Genomic DNA, 19,989 nt, shown 5'->3' with positions numbered 1-19,989 from the left:
CCCTAATAACCGTTGTGATTCTTCAGGATTGTTATGAATGTACTCAACTATGTTGCTCATAATCTCAGGGTAGGTACACGATTTTATCCTGTTATACCATAATTTGATTCTTTTTCGGATATGTCTATTGACTATCAAGAATTAGAAACATTACAAGAATATGTTTTAGTTAGCCAAAATCGTCAAAGAGTAGATTGTTTTCGTCGCAATAATCAAGGAAGATGGGAGCTTTATATTTATAGAGGAAATCAACAATTAGAGTTAACAAGCATAAATTTTCAATGTCTTTTAACTGATGTTTATGAAGATGTTAATTTTCCCAGGCGATAAGCTTCAATTTCTGCTGTAACCATCAATTAATGATATTATGCAAATAATCTCATTATCAGCCAAAACATGACCCAAAAAATCACCCAAGTTGATGCTTTTACCAATACACTATTTACAGGCAACCCCGCCGCAGTTTGTGTATTAGCAACTCCCCAACCTGACGACTGGATGCAACAAGTCGCCCAAGAAATGAATTTATCAGAAACGGCTTTTTTAATTAAAGAAAATGACGGTTTTAATCTACGTTGGTTTACCCCATCGGTAGAAGTTCCCCTTTGTGGTCATGCCACTTTAGCCAGCGCCCATGTATTATGGTCAGAAGGTCATTTATCACCAGATAAAGAAGCCCGTTTCTATACTAAAAGTGGTTTATTAATCGCTCAGAAAAAAGATGATTGGATTGAATTAGATTTTCCTGTAAATTATTCCCAAATCATAGAACCACCATCAGAGCTAAGTGAAGTTTTAGGAATAGATTATAAATCAGTTTACCTTAATTCTCTAGGTTATTTAGTAGAAGTTGCATCTGCGGAATTAGTGCGAGAAATGCAGCCGAATTTTCAACAAATGAAAAAATTACCAGTTGCTAATGTAATTGTTACCAGTATAGATGATTCAGAATATGATTTTGTATCGCGGTTTTTTGCCCCTGGGTTGGGTATTGATGAAGATCCGGTAACTGGTGCTGCACATTGTTGTTTAGCACCATTTTGGCGTGAAAGGTTAAAAAAAGATGAGTTTTTAGCTTATCAAGCTTCTCGTCGTGGTGGAGTGGTAAAGGTTTATTATCCTGGTGCAAATCGCGTTTTTTTAGCAGGACAAGCTATAACTGTAATGCGTGGTGATTTATTAGGTGATAGGTGATAGGTGATAGGTGACAGATGACAGTAAAAAGGGAATAATGAATAATTACCAATTACCAATTACCCATTAAGTAGCTGGTTACAATTAAATATAAAATGTGGGATGGGCATCTTGCCCGTCAACAGGCTAGAAGCCTGTTCCACTATCTAACAATTAATTAAGCCTACTTACTTACCAATTACCAATTACCAATTACCAATTACCAATTACCCAATGTCTACTAAACAGATAAAGATTAAAAGTAATAAAAGTGTCTTGAAACCTTGTGACTGGCCGATTGAAAATTTACCAGGATTAAGTCCAGATGAACTTTTAAAATTGCAAAGTTGTGATATTAAAACTACACTGGATTTAGTTAAACAAGGGAAAACACCAGCAGCTAAACTTGCATTAGCAAGTAAATTACAAGTTAATCTTCAATATGTTCATAAATGGGTGGCTTTAGCTGATCTGGCACGTCTTCCCAGTGTGGGTACTCAATATTGTGGTTTATTGCTTCATGCTGGCGTAATTTCTGTTGTGCAATTGGCGGAAATTCATAGCCATAAATTACATCAACAAATTATGCGTTTGCAAGTAGCAACTTTACAACGACGTGATTTATGTCCGGCTGTGGAATTGGTGCAACAATGGAGTCAACAAGCAAAAGTAATTGGTAATTGGTAATTGGTAATTGGTAAATAATTATTCCCTATTCCCTATTTCCTCTGAACTGTCACCTGTCACCTGTCACCTGTCACCTGTCACCTACTCTTTAATTAACACACCATTTAAGAAAATATCAGCCAAACCTTCAGCCATCTGTTGCATTTCTTGGGGTGATGCGTTGGGTTCGATGAGAGTATTATCAGAAAAACCTGCGATCGCAAACATTCCCAAAAACACCTTAGCCACTAATTTCGCATCCATCCGGCGATAGATTCCTTTATCCATTGCCGTTTGAAAAAATGCTTCTGCCACATCTGTCATTTTATCAATGACTTCGATTTGAATGCGATCGCGCAAATCTTGATGAAACTGCACTTCCATGAAACAAACTCGCATCATGTCCACATTTTTCCGCATATTCCACATTCTGCGGCGCATTACCTGGGCTACAGCCTTATAACTACCCATTTCACTCAATTCTGTCAACAAATCTGTGAGAATTTCCACCCAGCCATTTGTCGCCACCTCTACCAAAATTGCCTTTTTATTGGCAAAATGACGAAAGAGCGTACCCTCAGCTACCCCTGCGGCCTGTGCTAAGTCACGGGTTGTAGTACCATCAAATCCCTGAGATGCAAATAACCGCTGTGCCGCCTGAAGAATGCGATCACGGGTTTGAGCTTCTGAGGGAGGGGGAGAATTAAAAACTCGCATAGTAGTTATTGCTATATCTCAGGAACACGACTTGTAGCAATATTGTCTAACATCAAATCCAAAAAGCGCAGAAAGCTTAATATAAGATTAACTCTCTGCTTGCTAATTAACCTAATTCTCAAGAAGTGTAAATTTACTTTAATTTTTGCTATGAAACATTTGATTTTGGATTTTAGATTTTGGATTTTAGATTGGTTAAGGGATAAAACTAATAAATCACCTGTTCAGAATAATCTTAGCCGTCTGTTAGCAGTGGCTTTGGCGCTGTTAATATTTGGTTGCGGTTTAACTCCCCAAGCAGCTTTAGCACTGCAACCCCAGCAAACTTCCATTCAACCTTATTTAGATCGGGTGGTGAAGGAGTTAACAGAATTTACCCTCGATAATGGGCTGAAATTCATAGTTTTAGAACGACATCAAGCCCCCGTAGTTTCCTTTGTCACCTATGCTGATGTTGGTGGTATAGATGAACCTGATGGCCAAACAGGGGTAGCGCATTTTTTAGAGCATTTGGCTTTTAAAGGTACAAAACGCATTGGTACAACAGACTATCTAGCCGAAAAACCATTATTAAACCAGTTAGAACAATTAGATCAGCAAATTAAAACCGCCAAAGCTCAAAATAAAACAGAAGACTTAGCAAAGCTACAAACTGAGTTTAAATCATTAGAAAATCAGGCTCAGAAGTTGGTTAAGCAAAACGAAATGGGTAAAATTGTTGAGCAAGCGGGAGGTGTAGGTTTAAATGCTACTACTTCTAGTGAAGCTACTCGTTATTTTTACAGTTTTCCCGCTAATAAATTGGAACTGTGGATGTCTTTGGAGTCAGAGCGATTTTTAGAACCTGTTTTTCGGGAGTTTTATAAAGAAAGAGATGTAATTTTAGAAGAACGACGGATGCGAGTGGAAAATTCTCCTGTCGGTTTCATGGTAGAAAAATTTATGGATACTGCTTTTAAAGTCCATCCCTACAGAAGACCGGTAATAGGTTATGACGAAGATATCCGTAATCTTTCACCAGCAAATGTCAAACAATTTTTTGATAATTATTATGTTCCCAGTAATTTAACCATTGCTGTTGTCGGTGATGTTAACCCGGATGAGGTGAAAAGATTAGCCAAAATTTACTTTGGACGTTATCAGTCTAGACCCAAAGCACAGGCAAAAATTCCTCTAGAACCAAAACAAACCGAACCCAGAGAAATTACCGTAGAGCTATCTTCTCAACCTTGGTATTTTGAAGGTTATCACCGTCCCGCTATCACTGATCCTGATAATGCCGTTTATGACATCATGGCCAGTTTATTAAGTGATGGACGCACTTCCAGACTTTATAAGTCTTTGATAGAAAAACAAAGGTTAGCTTTAGCTGCTCAAGGTCTGAGCGGTTTTCCTGGTGATAAATATGGAAATTTAATGTTATTTTATGCCCTGACAGCACCAGGACATACAGTAGATGAATTAGCGATCGCCCTGGGTAAAGAAATTGAAAAATTGAAAACTGAACCTGTATCAGCAACAGAATTACAGCGGGTGAAAACTCAAGCTAGAGCAGGTTTATTACGCAGTTTAGATTCTAATATGGGTATGGCGCAGCAATTATTGGAATATGAAGTCAAAACCGGCTCTTGGCGGAATTTGTTTAAACAATTGGATGATATTACTCAAGTTACACCTGCGGATATTCAACGGGTAGCACAGGCAACTTTTACCCCGGAAAATCGCACTGTGGGTAAGTTGTTGTCAAAGCAAGGATAGAGATAGGTGACAGGTGACAGGTGACAGGTGACAGAAGAAATAGGGAAGAGGTATTTTCCCCCTTGCTCCCTGTTCCCTGTTCCCTGTTCCCTGTTCCCTAAAAAAAATAGAGGATAGAAATACAAAAATGGTGAAGGGTAAGAAATTGAAATTTTCATTGAAGTTTTCTAAGAGTTGGCGGTTTATTTCCGCTTTGGTGATTGCTTTTCTGCTGACTTTTAATTTTTCTTGGGTAGCGACAGCAGCAGCAAAGCATTACTCAGATTTACAGTTTACTCCTTTGTCGGAAATTAAATTACCGAAATATGAACGGTTTGTTTTGGATAACGGTTTGGTTGTCTATTTAATGGAGGATCATGAGTTACCTTTAGTCAGTGGCACAACTCTGGTTAAAACTGGTAGCCGTTGGGAATCAGGTGATAAAGTTGGGTTAGCGGATGTTGTTGGTTCACTGATGCGAACTGGTGGCACTCTCAAACATTCTCCAGATCAATTAAATGAGATTTTGGAACAACGAGCAGCTTCTGTAGAAACTGATATTAGCGAAGCTGCTGGTAGTGCTAGTTTTGATAGTTTGACTGAAGATTTAGAAACAGTTTTTGGGCTGTTTGCTGAGGTGTTGCGAGAACCAGCTTTTGCTCAAGAAAAGTTAGATTTGATTAAAACTCAAGTTAAGGGTAGTATTGCTCGTCGCAATGATGATCCAGATGATATTGCTAGTCGGGAGTTTAGAAAATTAATCTATGGTCAAGAAAGCCCATACTCTCGCACGGTAGAATATGCAACTCTGGATCAAATTAACCGTGAAGATGTGGTTAAATTCTACCAACAATATTATTATCCCAATAATATGATTTTGGGAATTGTGGGAGATTTTAACCCCAAACAAATGCGATCGCTCATTCAAGCTAAGTTTGGTGACTGGAAACCTAACCCTAATATTTCTACAACTCAACTACCGCAAGTATCATCAGCTAATTTAGGTGGTGTATTTTTTGTTAATCAACCCCAACTCACACAAAGTAATATTCTCATTGGACATTTAGGCGGAACTTTCGATAATCCTGATTATGCTGCATTAAGTGTCATGAATGGGGTATTAAATGGATTTGGGGGAAGATTATTTAATGAAGTGCGATCGCGTCAAGGTTTAGCTTATTCTGTATATGGTGTCTGGAGTCCCCGTTTCGATTATCCAGGAATGTTTATTGCTGGGGGACAAACTCGTTCTGATGCTACAGTACAGTTTGTGAAAGCATTGAAAGCGGAAATTAATCGGATGCAAAATCAAAGGGTGACAGCAAAAGAATTAAATTATGCCAAAGAATCTACCCTCAATTCTTTTGTATTCAATTTTCAAGATCCCAGTCAAACTTTATCTCGATTAATGCGCTACGAATATTATGGATATCCCGCTGATTTTCTGTTTCGTTATCAAAAAGCTGTCACTGCAACCACAACAGCAGATGTACAAAGAGTAGCCAGAAAATACCTCAAACCAGAAAATTTAGTTACCCTAGTAGTGGGAAATCAAACCGCTATTAAACCACCATTAACTCAGTTAGCAGCTACAGTGACACCAATAGATGTTACTATTCCCAGTTCTCAAACCCAAGCACAGAAATAAACACAAAAATCAACACAAAAATCAACCTATTTGCAGTTCAATACTGTTTGGTGTGAGTTTGAGAAGTTAAAACTTGGTAATTGGTAATTGGTAATTGGTAATTGGTAATTGTTTTCTATTTACTAATTGCCAATTTCCGTTATCATCAATATTTTTGTGATATCATAGTAATTAATAGTAGTTGCCAATACTAGGTAAGGTGATTATGGTATCAGTAGAAAATAACCCTAATTATCGAAACTACTCAAACACAGGAGGCCAAATTTCTGAAATTATCACTTCAAAACCAGGTAATAAATCAGGAAGTGTTAAAATATCACCATCTTTGAAAATCACTGTTTCACCATTTCGAGAAACTTCTAAGGTTCTCGTTTTAGGATTAATTAAAATTCCCACTTGTGAACCTAATTTAATAAATTCTTGAATCTTTTCTCTCAGTTTATCTATAGAATCAGTTTTAGATTTTACTTCCACTACCAAATCAGGAACTAATTCCGCATAATCTTCTGTTGATATTTTCAATCTCTCAGCACGAACAAAAGAAACATCGGGCGCACGTAAATCAGAATTTGGTAATTTAAAACCCGCACTCGAACCCACTACACGGCCTAGTTTACGAGGTCTAACCCAGTTTCTTAACAAAGATGCAAACTCAGTACCTACTTCTTCTGGTTCATAACCCGACGGACTCATAATAATGATACTCCCATCTACTAATTCTATGCGATAATCTGGATATGCTATCTGTATTTCTTCTAGTTCTTTCACGGTTAAAGACATGATAATTTTCTCCTGAAATACTACGGAAATACTCTGCTGATTTTTGTGTATTGTTATATTTGATTATAACTGATGTGTTCAATTTTAAGTTAAAGATGATATTACTAATTCTATTTAGCAACCCCTAATTATCGAAACTACTCAAAAACAGGAGGCCAAATTTCTGAAATTACCACTTCAAAACCAGGTAATAAATCAGGAAGTGTTAAAATATCACCATCTTTTAAAATAACTGTTTCACCATCACGAGAAACTTCTAAGGTTCTCGTTTTAGGATTAATTAAAATTCCCACTTGTGAACCTAATTTAATAAATTCTTGAATCTTTTCTCTCAGTTTATCTATAGAATCAGTTTTAGATTTTACTTCCACTACCAAATCAGGAACTAATTCTGCATAATCTTCTGTTGATATTTTCAATCTCTCAGCACGAACAAAAGAAACATCGGGCGCACGTAAATCAGAATTTGGTAATTTAAAACCCGCACTCGAACCCACTACACGGCCTAGTTTACGAGGTCTAACCCAGTTTCCCAAAATTCGCGCAAACTCAGTACCTACTTCTTCTGGTTCATAACCCGACGGACTCATAATAATAATACTCCCATCTACTAATTCTATGCGATAATCTGGATATGCTATCTGTATTTCTTCTAGTTCTTTCACAGTTAAAGACATGATGGTTTGCTCCTGAAATACTGAGGCAATGTTAATATTATAATCTAAATTTTTGGTAAATAGTAGAATATTCCTAGTGTATATTTGGGAGCATCTATTTCTATTTTTTCACGAATAGCTGCTTGTACTTTTTCATCAAAATCAGGATCATTTTCTTCATATCTCCTCATCATAATTGACTACAATTCCCAATACATCTAAAATAGATATTTCACCAATTATAAAAATCACAACACCATGCCAAAATACGTAATGTGGGGAAGCTACTGCGAAGACGTACTAACCAAACGTGAACCCTACCGACCAGCACATTTAGAAGGACTAGCAAAACAAAAAGAAGCAGGAATTTTAATTACCCTGGGTCCGACTAAAGATGTCACCAAAGTTTTTGGTATTTATGAAGCGGAAAATGAAGAAACTGTCCGTCAGTTAGTGGAAGCTGATCCTTATTGGCAAAATGGCATCTGGACAGAGTATTCTATTAAAGAGTGGATTCAAGTTTTTTAATTCATAATTCATAATTGCAGGAGGAGTCAGAATGATTTTAGATTTTAGATTTTAGATTTTAGATTGGAGTTAACAAAAACAATCCAAAATCCAAAATCCAAAATCCAAAATTGTATCACCTGTCACCTATTCCCTTGTTTACGAATTATGAATTAATCTCTTAATGCTCTTCTAAAATTGCGTCGATAGGATGAATTAGCTATAAACAAAACTGGCCATAATAAACTAAAACCAATGCGATTGAGGAAAGTTTGTGTAAAATGAGTCTTCTTAAAACCCAACCAAAACTTTAATCCACCAAATACATAAGTCACAATCAAACCAATAATAATTAATTCCATTACAATCTACTCCTATGGTAAATGCAGAAAATTGTGCATCAAAAGTCACAAGCATTGCAGAGAGTTGCTTACCAAAATACAGTTTTTCAAAGTTTTTAGCTGTTGGTGCAGGTAAAAATTGACTCTTAACTTTGCAATGTCTTGATGTTAGTTAAGAATAGTATTCCAGAATGCGGCTTGGTAGTCAATGCCAACATAGAGGTGTTTATAGAGATTGTTAATAAAAATATAGAAGTATATGTAAATTTATATTACTTTTGTATATTATGTCCAGTGCTACTAATAAATCCAGAACACTGAGTTTTGGTTGTTAGTTGATTTTTCTGAATTAGCAGCAGTTTATAGGAAGATGTAGGTAAAATTTACAGCTATGTTAAATATAACAAGGGTAATGTAAATACGGGGCTGTAATAATACTATTTACATAATTTTAAGCGTCGATTTACTTAATTTTTATCAAATGTTTCTTGTGGAAGTTCCTCAAAGATCAATATTCATAGGAGACTAAATAAAGAAGAACCAATTTTTATAACGAATCTCGATGCAGCCAAGGCTGTAATTAGGAGGATTTATGCGTGCAGTGCTAATGGCAGGTGGTTCAGGGACAAGATTACGTCCTTTAACTTGCGATCTACCCAAACCAATGGTGCCGATATTAAACCGACCCATTGCAGAACATATTATCAATCTTCTCAAACGGCATAACATTACAGAAATAATTGCCACATTACACTATTTACCCGATGTCCTCCGCGATTACTTCCAAGATGGTAGCGATTTTGGCGTACAAATGACATATTCTATCGAAGAAGACCAACCTTTAGGAACGGCTGGCTGTGTGAAAAATATTGCTGAACTTTTGGATGAAACTTTTTTAGTGATTAGCGGTGATAGTATCACAGATTTTGACCTGACGGCAGCTATTGAATTTCACAAACAAAAACAATCTAAAGCAACTTTAATTTTAACCCGTGTTCCTAACCCGATTGAATTTGGGGTAGTAATTACAGATGAAGAAGGACGTATCAACCGATTCTTAGAAAAACCTTCCACTAGTGAAATTTTTTCTGATACTGTGAATACTGGCACATATATTTTAGAACCAGAAGTTTTGGAATATTTACCAGAACATACTGAATCTGATTTTTCTAAAGATTTATTTCCTTTACTATTGGCGAAAAATGAACCAATTTATGGTTATATTGCTCAAGGATATTGGTGTGATGTTGGTCATTTAGATGCTTATCGGGAAGCGCAATATGATGCTTTAGCTAGGAAGGTAAAACTAGAGTTTGCATATCCAGAAGTTTCTTCTGGGGTGTGGGTAGGTCAAAATACTTATATTGATCCCAGTGCCAGAATTGAAAGTCCGGCGATAATTGGTGATAATTGCCGCATTGGGGCGAGAGTGCAAATTGAGGATGGGACTATAATTGGTGATAATGTGACTATTGGCGCAGATGCCAATTTAAAACGTCCAATAGTTTGGAATGGGGCAATTATAGGCGATGAAGCCCAATTATCAGCTTGTGTAATTTCCCGTGGTACTCGTGTGGATCGCCGCGCTCATGTATTAGAAGCTGCTGTTGTGGGTTCGCTTTCTACTATAGGAGAAGAGGCGCAAATTAGCCCTGGGGTGAGAGTTTGGCCAAGTAAGAAAATTGAATCAGGTGCTGTTTTAAACATTAATTTGATTTGGGGTAACACTGCCCAAAGGAATTTATTTGGTCAACGTGGGGTACAAGGTTTAGCTAATATTGATATTAGCCCGGAATTTGCTGTCAAATTGGGTGCTGCCTATGGTTCGACTTTAAAACCCGGTTCTCAGGTGAGTGTTTCCCGTGATCAGCGGAATGTGTCACGAATGGTAACTCGTTCTCTCATTGCTGGGTTGATGTCGGTAGGTGTGGATGTGCAAAATCTGGATTCGACAGCTATTCCTATTACTAGAACCGTGATTCCCAAAATTGGGGTAGCGGGTGGTATTCATGTGCGGGTACACCCGGATCGTCCTGATTATATCCTGATTGAGTTCATGGATGGAAAGGGAATTAATATTACTAAAGCCCAAGAGAAGAAAATTGAGGGGGCGTATTTTAAAGAAGATATGCGGAGGGCGCAAAGTCACGAAATAGGTGATGTGGTATATCCTAGTCAGGTGATTGAACGTTACTGTACTGCTTTTGAAAAGCTTTTGAATGTGGAAACTTTGCGTAATAGTCGTGCAAAGGTGGTTATAGATTATGTTTATGCGGTTTCTGGGGCGGTGTTACCGCAGATGTTAGATAAGTTTGGTGCTGATGCGGTGGTTTTGAATGCCAGTGTGAATAAAACCGCGATGACGACTACTACGAGGGAAGGTTTGTTAACTCAGTTAGGTCATGTGGTGGAAGCACTCAAGGCAAATTTTGGGGTGCAGGTGTCAGCAAATGGGGAACAGTTGATTTTAGTGGATGAGTCTGGTTATCCCGTGCGGGGAGAAATGTTGACGGCGTTGATGGTGGAAATGATGTTAACATCTAATCCCAGAGGTTCGGTAGTTGTGCCGGTTCATGCTTCTAGTGCGGTGGAACAGGTAGCACGTCGTCATGATGGGAGGGTAATTAGAACTAAGGCGAATCCTACAGCGTTGATGGAAGCTTGTCAAAAAAATCCCAATGTGGTTTTAGGGGGAAGTGGGGAAACTGGTTTTATTTTCCCGCATTTGCATCCGGGTTTTGATTCGATGTTTTGCATTGCGAAGTTGATTGAAATGCTGACAATTCAAGAGCGATCGCTTGCTGCTGTGCGTGCTGAATTACCCCGCGTGATTCACAGAACTTCTACCGTTCGTTGTCCTTGGACTGCTAAGGGAGCGTTGATGCGTTATTTGGTGGAAACTCACCCCGCGCAAAATTTGGAATTAATTGATGGGGTGAAAATTTGTCAACCTTATGATGATAGTTGGGTGTTGGTTTTACCCGATGCTAGTGAACCGTTGGTGCATTTATTTGTTAACAGCAGCGATCGTGATTGGGTAGATGATAGTTTGAGAAGCTATCGCAACCGTGTCCAGAGTTTTGTAGAACGAGAACAGGAACATTACGCAGAAGTTTGATTTCTGAATCAGAATGTACAGGATTTTCTCAGTAACTCAACCTTAAAAAACGTCATACCCAGATCCCCGACTTCTTCAACAATTCGGGGATCTATTATCAATTATCAATTATCAATTATCAAAGCCAGTGTAAGATTCTGCCAGAATGGCGAATATACATCCGTAAAATCCTATAAATTATCAATAACAACACAAATAGCTGTGGAAATAGCCTACCTTTAGGCTTTATCCTAACAACCAAATGTTTACCTTTTACACCAAGACAGATGAAGCGTAACTATTGGTGGTTCTTTTTTCCCAACAGTTTAAACAATTAAAAATTTGGGTAATGGCTAACCCGAAATTTGAGATTGTTAGCAAAATTCTCCGGCTATTTTAGATGTTAGTTTTTTACGATCATCTTTAGCAATGACAGTAAACTGGGAAATTGAAAAGTTACGGTAAAATCTTCCTTATGGCTGATAGTACCTTGAGTGTAGCACCTTGATTTATCACACTTCTACTTCATTTATAGTAATCCTATTTCTCCCAAACAGGATTATCTCTACTGCATCAATTGGCAATTTATTAACCGATCATGGAAGCTGGTAAATTACACAGCTTCTTTTTTTTATAGCTATTCCCAAGAAGCATGAGGTACAAAGTTTTTTTTGTTTTAGGGAACAGGGAACAGGAAGGATCAGGGAATAAATTGGTGTGTACTTCCTACTTAGTACACTATATTTTTTGTTTCATTATTCATCGCAGGTTAGATTTATTAAATCAGTTTACTTATTAGTCACAGGTTACAAATCTAATTGAAAATTATCATACTACAGATAGATAAAAATTTGGTATATTTCCGATGGTAATAGAATATATGTTTACTTCAATAGGTAGAGGTTTATCTATTTTTTAGGAAAACATATTTATTTTTTATATTTTTGCAAAATTGAAGAATTTAAATGAAGAATTTAAATATTTTAGATTAAGGTGCTTGATAATTCGATTTTTGGCAATTTCATCAAACTAAAGTATTGCATCAAAAAATATAAATTTGATGTAAGATTAGTAGAAAGATTCAATAAAGACTATCTACCCTTGTATAAACTTTCATAAAACTTTCGTGAATATGTAGGGAAATTATGCCATGACTAATAGTATTTCAAGACAAAGTATGAAGAAATTTGGCATTGTCTTTTAACTTGGCTGATAACTTGGCTGAGAAACAATTTCAGATTTATGAAAATCTGCTGATGAGAAAATTCTAGTATTAAGCTAGTGTTAAAAAATAAATAGCTTCCTGTCCCGAACAAAATGATTTGTAGGCTGCAATTTGTGGAACACATTTAATCTGATTGGGTAATCACAACCTAACTAACTTAAATCTTTGCAAGGTGCTGGATGAACCTGCATTGCAGGATTAAAAACAATTAGTAATTACTAATTCATAATTCATAATTAAAAGACTGCTGATAATTTAACAATTCTCTAAGCAGCCAGGTTTTGCTTGGGATCTAAATCTCTATTCAAAACTAATTATGAATTAATCAATTATAAAGATTTAAAGGTGTTTTACTGTATATTTTTTTTCAGCCAGCTTTAGCTGCACGTCATAAATATCATAAATATTTAGTTAGTTAGAAGTGATTTATGAATTTTACATCTGGATTTTAGCAACAGATGTAAGAGGTAAATTAGCCCAAATTTTACAGTATTCGGCAACTGGTAAGAATTATGTCATTCTCTTCTCATCAAAATCAAGTTTTGGATCTTTACGATGCACACGAAAGTAGGTTTTTAACACCTTTTCAACGGAAGACGTTGTTAAAAAACTTGCAAACTGATTTACAACCAGAATATCGCAGACGGATTGAAATTATCTTGTTAGCAGATATGGGTAAATCTCAATCTCATATCTGTGAAATTATTGGTTGTTCTCAGGAGATGGCACGATATTGGATCGGTATTGCTGAAGCAGGAATGGCTCATAAATGGAATGAAAGAAGGATAGGTAGACCGAAAACAGTTAATAATCAATATATTGAAAGATTGAAAGAATTGGTAACTCATAGTCCTCGTGAATATGGCTATGCTTTTGGATGTTGGACTGCCCAATGGTTAAGTAAACATTTAGCCAATGAATTAGGAATTGAAATTAGCGATCGCCACATTAATCGCTTGCTTAAACAAATGGGACTTTCTACCAAATCCAAAAGTTCCCAACAACAAAAAAATCTGCCAAATCAGGATGCTAATATCACCATTTGCGATTTGCAATCTAACTCCGAACCTAGTTTCAATTGGTCATTTAATTTAATTCAGACCAATAACTAAAATTTGGAGGTAAGAAAATGACATCAACTTTTTCTCAGGAACAATTAACCGCACAAATTACCCAAATTTTGGGTGATTCTCTGTCTAAAAAAGACTTAGAAAATTGTATTCAAGCCTTAGAAATTATTGAACCACCAATAGCCAAGCAATTTTGGCAATCAGCCACCGCAGCACCAGGAATTTATTTAGTTTTGGCTGGTAAAGTCAGACTATTAGATGGTGAAAATAATTTAATTACGACTTTAACATCTGGTTCATTCTTTGGAGAGTTGACACTTTTTCCCGAACAGAAGTTTAGCGATTATGTAGCTAGAGCTTCTATGAATTTAAAAATAGGTTATCTTCCCCAGGAGGTAATTAATAAGATTGCGACAGTATGGGAGCGCCTATTCCTGAGGGCAGAACTTTGGGATACACTGCTATTATTGAGCCAAAACTCTGCTATACCCCGCCATGAATCAGTGGAGGAAATGTTAACAGCATTGTCCTTATTTACCAAACAAAATTTAGATATTGGTAATGTCAATTCCCAAATCATTAAAGATGCTAAACTGTTGTTAGTAAGGCAGGGAGAATTACAAAATCCTCAAGGTACAAAATTAACACCTGGTAATATTTTTGTAAATTCCCAAAAGGGAAATTGGCAAGCAACGGAACCAACAATAGTCTACATTTTACGTCAAGCTGATTGGCAACAAGCACTACAACATTGGCCGCAACTTAGTACATTAATTGCAGCAGAAAATCTACCAATTACCGAACCGATCAAGCGCGAAGTTAAACCCAAAAATCTCAATGTCATTCAATTTCCCCAACCGAGAAACCAACCTCTACCACAACCGAAACAACGCCCCAAACAACGCCAAAAATACTTTCCTAGTCCTACTGTCACCGCCGGTAATTGGTGGCGCAAAATTAGCAAACGCTACCCATATTTTGAACAACAAAGTGCTTCTGATTGTGGTGCAGCTTGCTTAGTGATGATTAGCCGTTATTGGGGTAAAAATTTCAGTATAAATCGCTTGCGGGAACTTGCTAATGTTAACCGTGCTGGTGCATCTATGCGGAGTTTAACTACTGCGGCTGAAAGTATTGGTTTTGCTACTCGTCCAGTAAAAGCCAGTTTAGATAAATTAGCACAACAACCATTACCAGCGATCGCCCACTGGGAAGGAAAACATTACATTGTTGTCTATGAAATCACCAAAAAACAGGTAATTGTTGCTGATCCTGCTATTGGTCAACGCACCCTCACTATCGGGGAATTTAAAGCCGGTTGGACTGGTTATGCGTTGTTATTACAACCGACAAAATCACTCAAAGAAACCCCAGAAACGAATACACCATTTTGGCAATTATTTGAGTTAGTTAAACCTCACTTTCAGGTATTACTAGAAGTATTTGTAGCTTCGGTATTAATTCAAGTTTTTGGACTGGTGACACCTTTATTTACTCAACTATTATTAGATAGAGTCATTGTTCAAGGTAGCACCATTACTTTAAATACCGTGGGGTTTGGTTTACTAATTTTTGGCTTATTTCGTGTTGTCATCAATGGACTCAGACAATATTTATTAGACCACACAGCCAATAAAATTAGTGTAGCTTTGTTGGTGGGATTTATTAAACATACATTTCGTTTACCTTTGTCATTTTTTGAGTCGCGTTACGTCGGTGATATTGTTTCTCGCGTCCAAGAAAATCAAAAAATTCAACGCTTTCTTACTGGCGAAGCATTATCTATTATTTTAGATTTGCTGACCGTGTTTATCTATGTGGGTTTGATGTTTTGGTATAGTCCACCTTTGGCTTTATTAGTTTTAGCAATTGTCCCACCTTTTGTCTGTTTAGCTCTTTTTGCTACGCCTTTTTTAAGACGTATGAGCCGTGAAGTCTTTGGTGCGGTAACTAAAGAAAATAGTTACTTAATTCAAAGTTTATCTGGCATTTCTTCCATTCGTTCAATGGCTATTGAACAAACAGTGCGTTGGCATTGGGAAGAATTGCTAAATAACTTGACCAAGAAAAATTTTCAAGTTCAAATAATTGGTAATCAACTGCAAATTATTAGTTCTACAATTCAATCTCTAGCTACTACTGGTTTATTGTGGTTTGGAGCATGGTTAGTGATTCAAAATCAATTAACCATTGGTCAATTAGTGGCTTTTAATATGTTATTAGGCAATATTATTCAGCCTTTTCAAAGGTTAATTGTGTTATGGAATCAATTACAAGAAGTGATTGTTTCTACCGAGCGGATTAATGATGTATTAGAAGCCGAAGTAGAAGAAGATTTAGCAATACAACCCCGGCAAAATTTACCAAGATTACATGGAAGAATTTGTTTTGATAATGTGACATTTCGCTATCATTCAGACAGCGAGGTTAACATTCTAGAAAATTTAAGTTTTGAAATTAAACCTGAACAAACTGTAGCGGTAGTTGGGCGTAGTGGCTCAGGAAAAACCACACTTTCTAAATTGATTTTAGGGTTATATCTGCCGACAGATGGTAGAGTATTAATTGACAATCAAGATGTGACTAGTATTGCCTTAAAATCCTTGCGATCGCAAATAGGAGTTGTTGACCAAGAAACATTTTTATTTGGTGGTACAATTCGGGAAAATATCAGCATTGCTCACCCCGAAGCCAGTCTAGAAGAAATTATTGAAGCAGCACAATTAGCAGGTGCAGATGAATTTATTAAACGGATGCCAATGGGTTATGAAACCCAAATTGGAGAAGGTGGAGGAATGTTATCAGGAGGACAACGCCAACGCCTAGCCATAGCACGTGCATTATTAGGAAATCCGCGCCTTTTAATATTAGATGAAGCTACCAGTCATCTTGATGCTGAATCTGAAAGAATTATTCAGAACAACCTCAAAAAAATCCTCAAAGGACGCACAAGTTTAATTATTGCCCATCGTCTTTCTACCGTGCGTAATGCTGACCTGATTTTAGTTTTAGATCGCGGTGTTTTAGTGGAAAGCGGTACTCACGAAGAATTGATTGCTAAAAAAGGACATTATTACTATCTCAATCAACAACAACTAGCAGCTACAGGTTAAATTAGTAAATAGGTGACAGGTGACAGTAACAAGAGAATAGGGAACAGGGAACAGGTAATTATTGATTTTCTTCCCAGTCACCAGTCACCAATCACCTTAATCTTCAATATAAATCAAGAGACGTTGCATACAACGTCTCTAATATGTATGTTGAATTTTCAACTGAATCTAGTTACAAATCATAGGGCTTTTTCATATAACTTGGCTTTAAAAAAGTAAGGATTCAAGTTGGGCAACCACGGAAGGATTGCCCCTACTTCTGACTCCTGAATTCTTACTTAAAAAAATCATTTTTTACCTGAGAATCTGAAAAACAATTAAAGTATGCCACAATCAACTTACAATTCATCCTCAGCGGTTTTGATATCAGGACAAACTCATTCTACTGATATTCAACAGGAAAAACAGACAGCAACTACAGAAAAAGATTGGTTTTATGGTACAGAAGAATTATTAGATGCTTTACCTAAAGCCTGGACACGCTCAATGCTCTATTTACTAGTTAGTTTTACAGCAATAGCCTTACCTTGGACAATGTTTTCTCAAGTTGATGAAACTGGAAATGCTAGTGGTAGAATAGAACCAAAAGGTGCAACCCAAACATTAGATAGTGCAGTTACTGGTAGTGTTATTGCTGTCAATGTTCAAGAAGGTGCAACAGTTCAAGCTGGACAGGTTTTAGTAGAAATAGATTCTGAAGTTTTGCGAACAGAACTGCAACAAACCCACGCCAAATTAGAAGGTTTAGTTAATCGCCAAGCTCAATTAGAATTACTCAAAAATCAAGTATTACTGGCGATAAATATCCAAGAACAACAAAACCAATCCCAACAATTAGAAAAACTCGCTCAAGTTAATCAAGCAAGAGAAAACTTGGCTGCTAAACAAAGTGCATATAATCTGCAACAATGGGAAAGACTCGCTCAAATTGAACAAGCAAAACAGAGCATCAATTCTACCCAAATTGCCCATAGTTTAGCTAAAAGTCGTTTAAGTCGAGATTTATTAGAAGTTGCACGCTATCGTCAACTTTTAAAGCAAGGTGTAATTCCTCAAATTAGATTTGTGGAAATAGAAAAAACAGCAGAAGAAAGTCAAAGGTTGGGAGAAGAAACTAAAGCTAATATTAAACAATCTCAGTTGCGTCTTCAGGAAGAAGTCAGCCGATATAACTCAATTATGACTCAAGCAAAGTCAGATATTGAACAAGCAAAACTGCGTTTACAAGAACAGGAAAGTAGCTATCAAAGTGTTGTACAAGCAGGTAAATTAACATTGTTGAAAAATCAGGAACAACTGAAAGATTTACAAACACAAATTACTTCAGTTAAATCAGAAATTACTCAAACCAAGAGTCAAATTAAATCATTGGAATTGCAATTACAACAACGAGTTGTGCGATCGCCTATTGATGGCACAATCTTTGAATTACCTGTAAAAAAACCCGGTGCTGTTGTGCAAACAGGACAGATGCTGGCGCAAATTGCCCCCAAAGGTGCTACTTTAATTTTGAAAGCACAAATGCCCAGTCAACAAAGTGGTTTTGTGAAGGTAGGAATGCCAGTAAAAATCAAGTTTGATGCTTATCCTTTCCAGGAATATGGTGTGACGCAAGGGCGTGTTACCTGGATTTCACCTGATGCTAAAATTCCAGAAAATAGCCCCACTCGCTTAGAAACTTATGAGTTAGAAATTGCCTTGGAACAACCTTATATTCAAGCTGGTAACAAACGTATTCCTTTAACACCAGGTCAAACCGCAACCGCAGAAGTTATTGTGCGTCAACGTCGCGTTATTGACTTTATTTTAGATCCGTTCAAAAAGCTGCAAAAGAATGGTTTAGACCTTTAATATAGTAGGAGTCAGGAGTCAGGAGTCAAGAGTAAAACTACTCCTGACTCCTCAATTATTAATAATGGAGAATTAGAAGATGTCAAAATTTATCAGCGTTTCTTCTGAGGATATTCTTTACCATGTTAAAATATCTTGCCAAATTCCTAATGTACTAGAAGCGATCGCCACTAGAAAAATAATTGCGGATACTGCTATCAAAGAAGATATTACCATCACAACAGAAGAACTACAACAAGCAGCCGATAGCCTACGTTTAGCCAACAAACTGATTAAAGCAGAAGACACTTGGGCATGGTTAAATAAACATTATCTTTCCTTGGATAACTTTGAAGAAATCGCTCATACTAACTTAGTATCTGCAAAATTAGCCGAGCATTTATTTGCAGATAAAGTTGAACCATTTTTTTATGCTCACCAACTCGACTACACCGCCGCAGTAACTTATGAAGTGATATTAGATGATGAAGATTTAGCTTTAGAAATATTTTATGCTTTGCAAGAAGGTGAAATCAGTTTCCACCAAATTGCTCGTCAATATATTCAAACTCCCGAAATTCGTCGTGCTGGAGGATATCAAGGTATGCGCCAACGCAGTGATTTTAGACCAGAAATAGCCGCCGCTATTTTTGCAGCCAACCCCCCCCAAATTCTCAAACCAATCATTACATCTCAAGGAGCGCATATCATTATGGTAGAGGAAATTATTAAACCCCAGTTAAATGAACAGATGCGGGTGAAAATCATGGGCGATTTATTTACAAATTGGTTAAAACAACAAGTGAAAACATTAGAAATAAAAGCCAATTTAGAAGAAGATAAAAATTATCAATCTTCTCCACAAAAATCTTCTCCACAAATATTCAGCGAAGCCAGCTAAGGCAATTATAAATAACAAAACAACCCATGAGTAAAGAATTGAAAACCTATGATTTGTATCTGGCTTTTTATTAATTGCGAGAAATAGGCTTAACTGAACTTTAATGTTCATGTTAATATCCCCAACCTCTCAAAGAAGTCGGGGATATATTTATGAGTAACCAAAATTTAATTTGGGCTATGTTTACTGCTCGTAAATTTACCCCAATTTACCTTTAAACCAGAAAATTTTAATTTTCTATCCTGCTGTAAATGCTGCTTATCTCCATTAAAAATATAGTTATCTTGGATTAATTGACTATAAATTTCATGGGGTATATAGTCTAGAGGGTCGCATCCAGCAAAGTGGAGAAATAAAATGCAAGCCCAGGCATATTTACCAAGGATAATAGCTTTGATAATTTGTTGAAACTGTGCGTCTTTAAATATCTTATCTAATTCTTGATTCTGCTCAAAATTTTCTTGAATCATACCATTACCTCTAAAATGAGAAGCCAAACAAATTTATCAACGGTACTAATGCTAAAAT

General features: G+C 36.7%; 17 protein-coding genes. 11 read left to right on the top strand and 6 right to left on the bottom strand.

Translation table 11 applies throughout. The features are described from left to right. The first annotated feature begins 120 nt into the window (after positions 1–120). From IQ237_RS19670 to IQ237_RS19660, 3 genes are all read left to right on the top strand, one after another. Positions 121–330: a Uma2 family endonuclease gene (locus IQ237_RS19670; RefSeq protein WP_309225785.1), complete on the top strand. Its 210-nt coding sequence runs from the start codon at positions 121–123 to the stop codon at positions 328–330. 66 nt (positions 331–396) lie between these two features. Continuing rightward, positions 397–1,194: a PhzF family phenazine biosynthesis protein gene (locus IQ237_RS19665; RefSeq protein ID WP_194058230.1), complete on the top strand. Its 798-nt coding sequence runs from the start codon at positions 397–399 to the stop codon at positions 1,192–1,194. Between the two features lie 213 nt (positions 1,195–1,407). Next, entirely contained in the window at positions 1,408–1,860 is a 453-nt protein-coding gene (locus tag IQ237_RS19660) for a DUF4332 domain-containing protein (RefSeq protein WP_194058228.1), read from the top strand. Positions 1,861–1,941: 81 nt separating this feature from the next. Here IQ237_RS19660 and IQ237_RS19655 read toward each other — a convergent pair whose 3' ends face one another. After that, positions 1,942–2,556, bottom strand: a complete 615-nt coding sequence (locus tag IQ237_RS19655) for a TetR/AcrR family transcriptional regulator (RefSeq protein ID WP_194058226.1) — start codon at positions 2,554–2,556, stop codon at positions 1,942–1,944. Positions 2,557–2,706: 150 nt separating this feature from the next. Between IQ237_RS19655 and IQ237_RS19650 the strand changes: the two genes are divergently transcribed. Both IQ237_RS19650 and IQ237_RS19645 read left to right on the top strand, forming a co-directional pair. After that, positions 2,707–4,314 carry a pitrilysin family protein gene (locus IQ237_RS19650; RefSeq protein ID WP_194058224.1) on the top strand — a complete coding sequence of 536 codons (1,608 nt, stop codon included), beginning with the start codon at positions 2,707–2,709 and terminating at the stop codon, positions 4,312–4,314. Positions 4,315–4,441: 127 nt separating this feature from the next. Continuing rightward, positions 4,442–5,941: a pitrilysin family protein gene (locus IQ237_RS19645; protein ID WP_194058222.1), complete on the top strand. Its 1,500-nt coding sequence runs from the start codon at positions 4,442–4,444 to the stop codon at positions 5,939–5,941. A 240-nt stretch (positions 5,942–6,181) separates the two neighbouring features. Here IQ237_RS19645 and IQ237_RS19640 read toward each other — a convergent pair whose 3' ends face one another. From IQ237_RS19640 to IQ237_RS26740, 3 genes are all read right to left on the bottom strand, one after another. Continuing rightward, the gene (locus IQ237_RS19640) at positions 6,182–6,721 is read right to left on the bottom strand and encodes a Uma2 family endonuclease (RefSeq protein WP_194058220.1); all 540 of its coding nucleotides are present in this window, start codon (positions 6,719–6,721) and stop codon (positions 6,182–6,184) included. Between the two features lie 137 nt (positions 6,722–6,858). Continuing rightward, complete coding sequence (locus tag IQ237_RS19635) at positions 6,859–7,398, bottom strand: Uma2 family endonuclease (RefSeq protein WP_194058218.1); 540 nt, start codon at positions 7,396–7,398, stop codon at positions 6,859–6,861. Positions 7,399–7,442: 44 nt separating this feature from the next. Next, positions 7,443–7,571 carry a hypothetical protein gene (locus tag IQ237_RS26740; protein WP_255512692.1) on the bottom strand — a complete coding sequence of 43 codons (129 nt, stop codon included), beginning with the start codon at positions 7,569–7,571 and terminating at the stop codon, positions 7,443–7,445. Positions 7,572–7,635: 64 nt separating this feature from the next. Here IQ237_RS26740 and IQ237_RS19630 point away from each other — a divergent pair, with 64 nt between their 5' ends. Next, the gene (locus IQ237_RS19630) at positions 7,636–7,905 is read left to right on the top strand and encodes a YciI family protein (RefSeq protein ID WP_194058216.1); all 270 of its coding nucleotides are present in this window, start codon (positions 7,636–7,638) and stop codon (positions 7,903–7,905) included. Positions 7,906–8,057: 152 nt separating this feature from the next. Here IQ237_RS19630 and IQ237_RS19625 read toward each other — a convergent pair whose 3' ends face one another. After that, positions 8,058–8,246, bottom strand: a complete 189-nt coding sequence (locus IQ237_RS19625) for a hypothetical protein (RefSeq protein ID WP_194058214.1) — start codon at positions 8,244–8,246, stop codon at positions 8,058–8,060. 571 nt (positions 8,247–8,817) lie between these two features. On the opposite strand from IQ237_RS19625, the gene IQ237_RS19620 reads away from it, so the two are divergent. The 5 genes from IQ237_RS19620 (at position 8,818) to IQ237_RS19600 (ending at position 19,461) form a co-directional block, all read left to right on the top strand. Next, positions 8,818–11,343 carry a mannose-1-phosphate guanyltransferase gene (locus IQ237_RS19620; protein ID WP_194058212.1) on the top strand — a complete coding sequence of 842 codons (2,526 nt, stop codon included), beginning with the start codon at positions 8,818–8,820 and terminating at the stop codon, positions 11,341–11,343. Between the two features lie 1,716 nt (positions 11,344–13,059). Further along, positions 13,060–13,659 carry a helix-turn-helix domain-containing protein gene (locus IQ237_RS19615; protein WP_194058210.1) on the top strand — a complete coding sequence of 200 codons (600 nt, stop codon included), beginning with the start codon at positions 13,060–13,062 and terminating at the stop codon, positions 13,657–13,659. A 17-nt stretch (positions 13,660–13,676) separates the two neighbouring features. Continuing rightward, positions 13,677–16,730 (top strand): ABC transporter transmembrane domain-containing protein, encoded by a 3,054-nt coding sequence (locus IQ237_RS19610; protein WP_194058208.1) that lies wholly within the window; start codon positions 13,677–13,679, stop codon positions 16,728–16,730. Positions 16,731–17,054: 324 nt separating this feature from the next. Next, on the top strand, positions 17,055–18,581 hold the full coding sequence (locus IQ237_RS19605; protein ID WP_194058206.1) for an HlyD family efflux transporter periplasmic adaptor subunit: 1,527 nt from the start codon (positions 17,055–17,057) through the stop codon (positions 18,579–18,581). A 79-nt stretch (positions 18,582–18,660) separates the two neighbouring features. Next, the gene (locus IQ237_RS19600; RefSeq protein WP_194058204.1) at positions 18,661–19,461 is read left to right on the top strand and encodes a peptidylprolyl isomerase; all 801 of its coding nucleotides are present in this window, start codon (positions 18,661–18,663) and stop codon (positions 19,459–19,461) included. 167 nt (positions 19,462–19,628) lie between these two features. On the opposite strand, the gene IQ237_RS19595 is transcribed toward IQ237_RS19600, so the two are convergent. Continuing rightward, complete coding sequence (locus tag IQ237_RS19595) at positions 19,629–19,931, bottom strand: HetP family heterocyst commitment protein (RefSeq protein ID WP_194058202.1); 303 nt, start codon at positions 19,929–19,931, stop codon at positions 19,629–19,631. Positions 19,932–19,989: the final 58 nt, after the last annotated feature.

Source organism: Sphaerospermopsis sp. LEGE 08334 (assembly GCF_015207205.1).
Lineage (GTDB): Bacteria > Cyanobacteriota > Cyanobacteriia > Cyanobacteriales > Nostocaceae > Sphaerospermopsis.
This window is presented reverse-complemented; position numbering and strand designations above follow the sequence as displayed.

Excerpts from the sequence above, each read along its gene's own strand:
- IQ237_RS19670 (WP_309225785.1), top strand. The coding sequence starts at position 121 with ATGTCTATTGACTATCAAGAATTAGAAACATTACAAGAATATGTTTTA.
- IQ237_RS19665 (WP_194058230.1), top strand. The coding sequence starts at position 397 with ATGACCCAAAAAATCACCCAAGTTGATGCTTTTACCAATACACTATTT.
- IQ237_RS19660 (WP_194058228.1), top strand. The coding sequence starts at position 1,408 with ATGTCTACTAAACAGATAAAGATTAAAAGTAATAAAAGTGTCTTGAAA.
- IQ237_RS19655 (WP_194058226.1), bottom strand. The coding sequence starts at position 2,556 with ATGCGAGTTTTTAATTCTCCCCCTCCCTCAGAAGCTCAAACCCGTGAT.
- IQ237_RS19650 (WP_194058224.1), top strand. The coding sequence starts at position 2,707 with ATGAAACATTTGATTTTGGATTTTAGATTTTGGATTTTAGATTGGTTA.
- IQ237_RS19645 (WP_194058222.1), top strand. The coding sequence starts at position 4,442 with ATGGTGAAGGGTAAGAAATTGAAATTTTCATTGAAGTTTTCTAAGAGT.
- IQ237_RS19640 (WP_194058220.1), bottom strand. The coding sequence starts at position 6,721 with ATGTCTTTAACCGTGAAAGAACTAGAAGAAATACAGATAGCATATCCA.
- IQ237_RS19635 (WP_194058218.1), bottom strand. The coding sequence starts at position 7,398 with ATGTCTTTAACTGTGAAAGAACTAGAAGAAATACAGATAGCATATCCA.
- IQ237_RS26740 (WP_255512692.1), bottom strand. The coding sequence starts at position 7,571 with ATGATGAGGAGATATGAAGAAAATGATCCTGATTTTGATGAAAAAGTA.
- IQ237_RS19630 (WP_194058216.1), top strand. The coding sequence starts at position 7,636 with ATGCCAAAATACGTAATGTGGGGAAGCTACTGCGAAGACGTACTAACC.
- IQ237_RS19625 (WP_194058214.1), bottom strand. The coding sequence starts at position 8,246 with ATGGAATTAATTATTATTGGTTTGATTGTGACTTATGTATTTGGTGGA.
- IQ237_RS19620 (WP_194058212.1), top strand. The coding sequence starts at position 8,818 with ATGCGTGCAGTGCTAATGGCAGGTGGTTCAGGGACAAGATTACGTCCT.
- IQ237_RS19615 (WP_194058210.1), top strand. The coding sequence starts at position 13,060 with ATGTCATTCTCTTCTCATCAAAATCAAGTTTTGGATCTTTACGATGCA.
- IQ237_RS19610 (WP_194058208.1), top strand. The coding sequence starts at position 13,677 with ATGACATCAACTTTTTCTCAGGAACAATTAACCGCACAAATTACCCAA.
- IQ237_RS19605 (WP_194058206.1), top strand. The coding sequence starts at position 17,055 with ATGCCACAATCAACTTACAATTCATCCTCAGCGGTTTTGATATCAGGA.
- IQ237_RS19600 (WP_194058204.1), top strand. The coding sequence starts at position 18,661 with ATGTCAAAATTTATCAGCGTTTCTTCTGAGGATATTCTTTACCATGTT.
- IQ237_RS19595 (WP_194058202.1), bottom strand. The coding sequence starts at position 19,931 with ATGATTCAAGAAAATTTTGAGCAGAATCAAGAATTAGATAAGATATTT.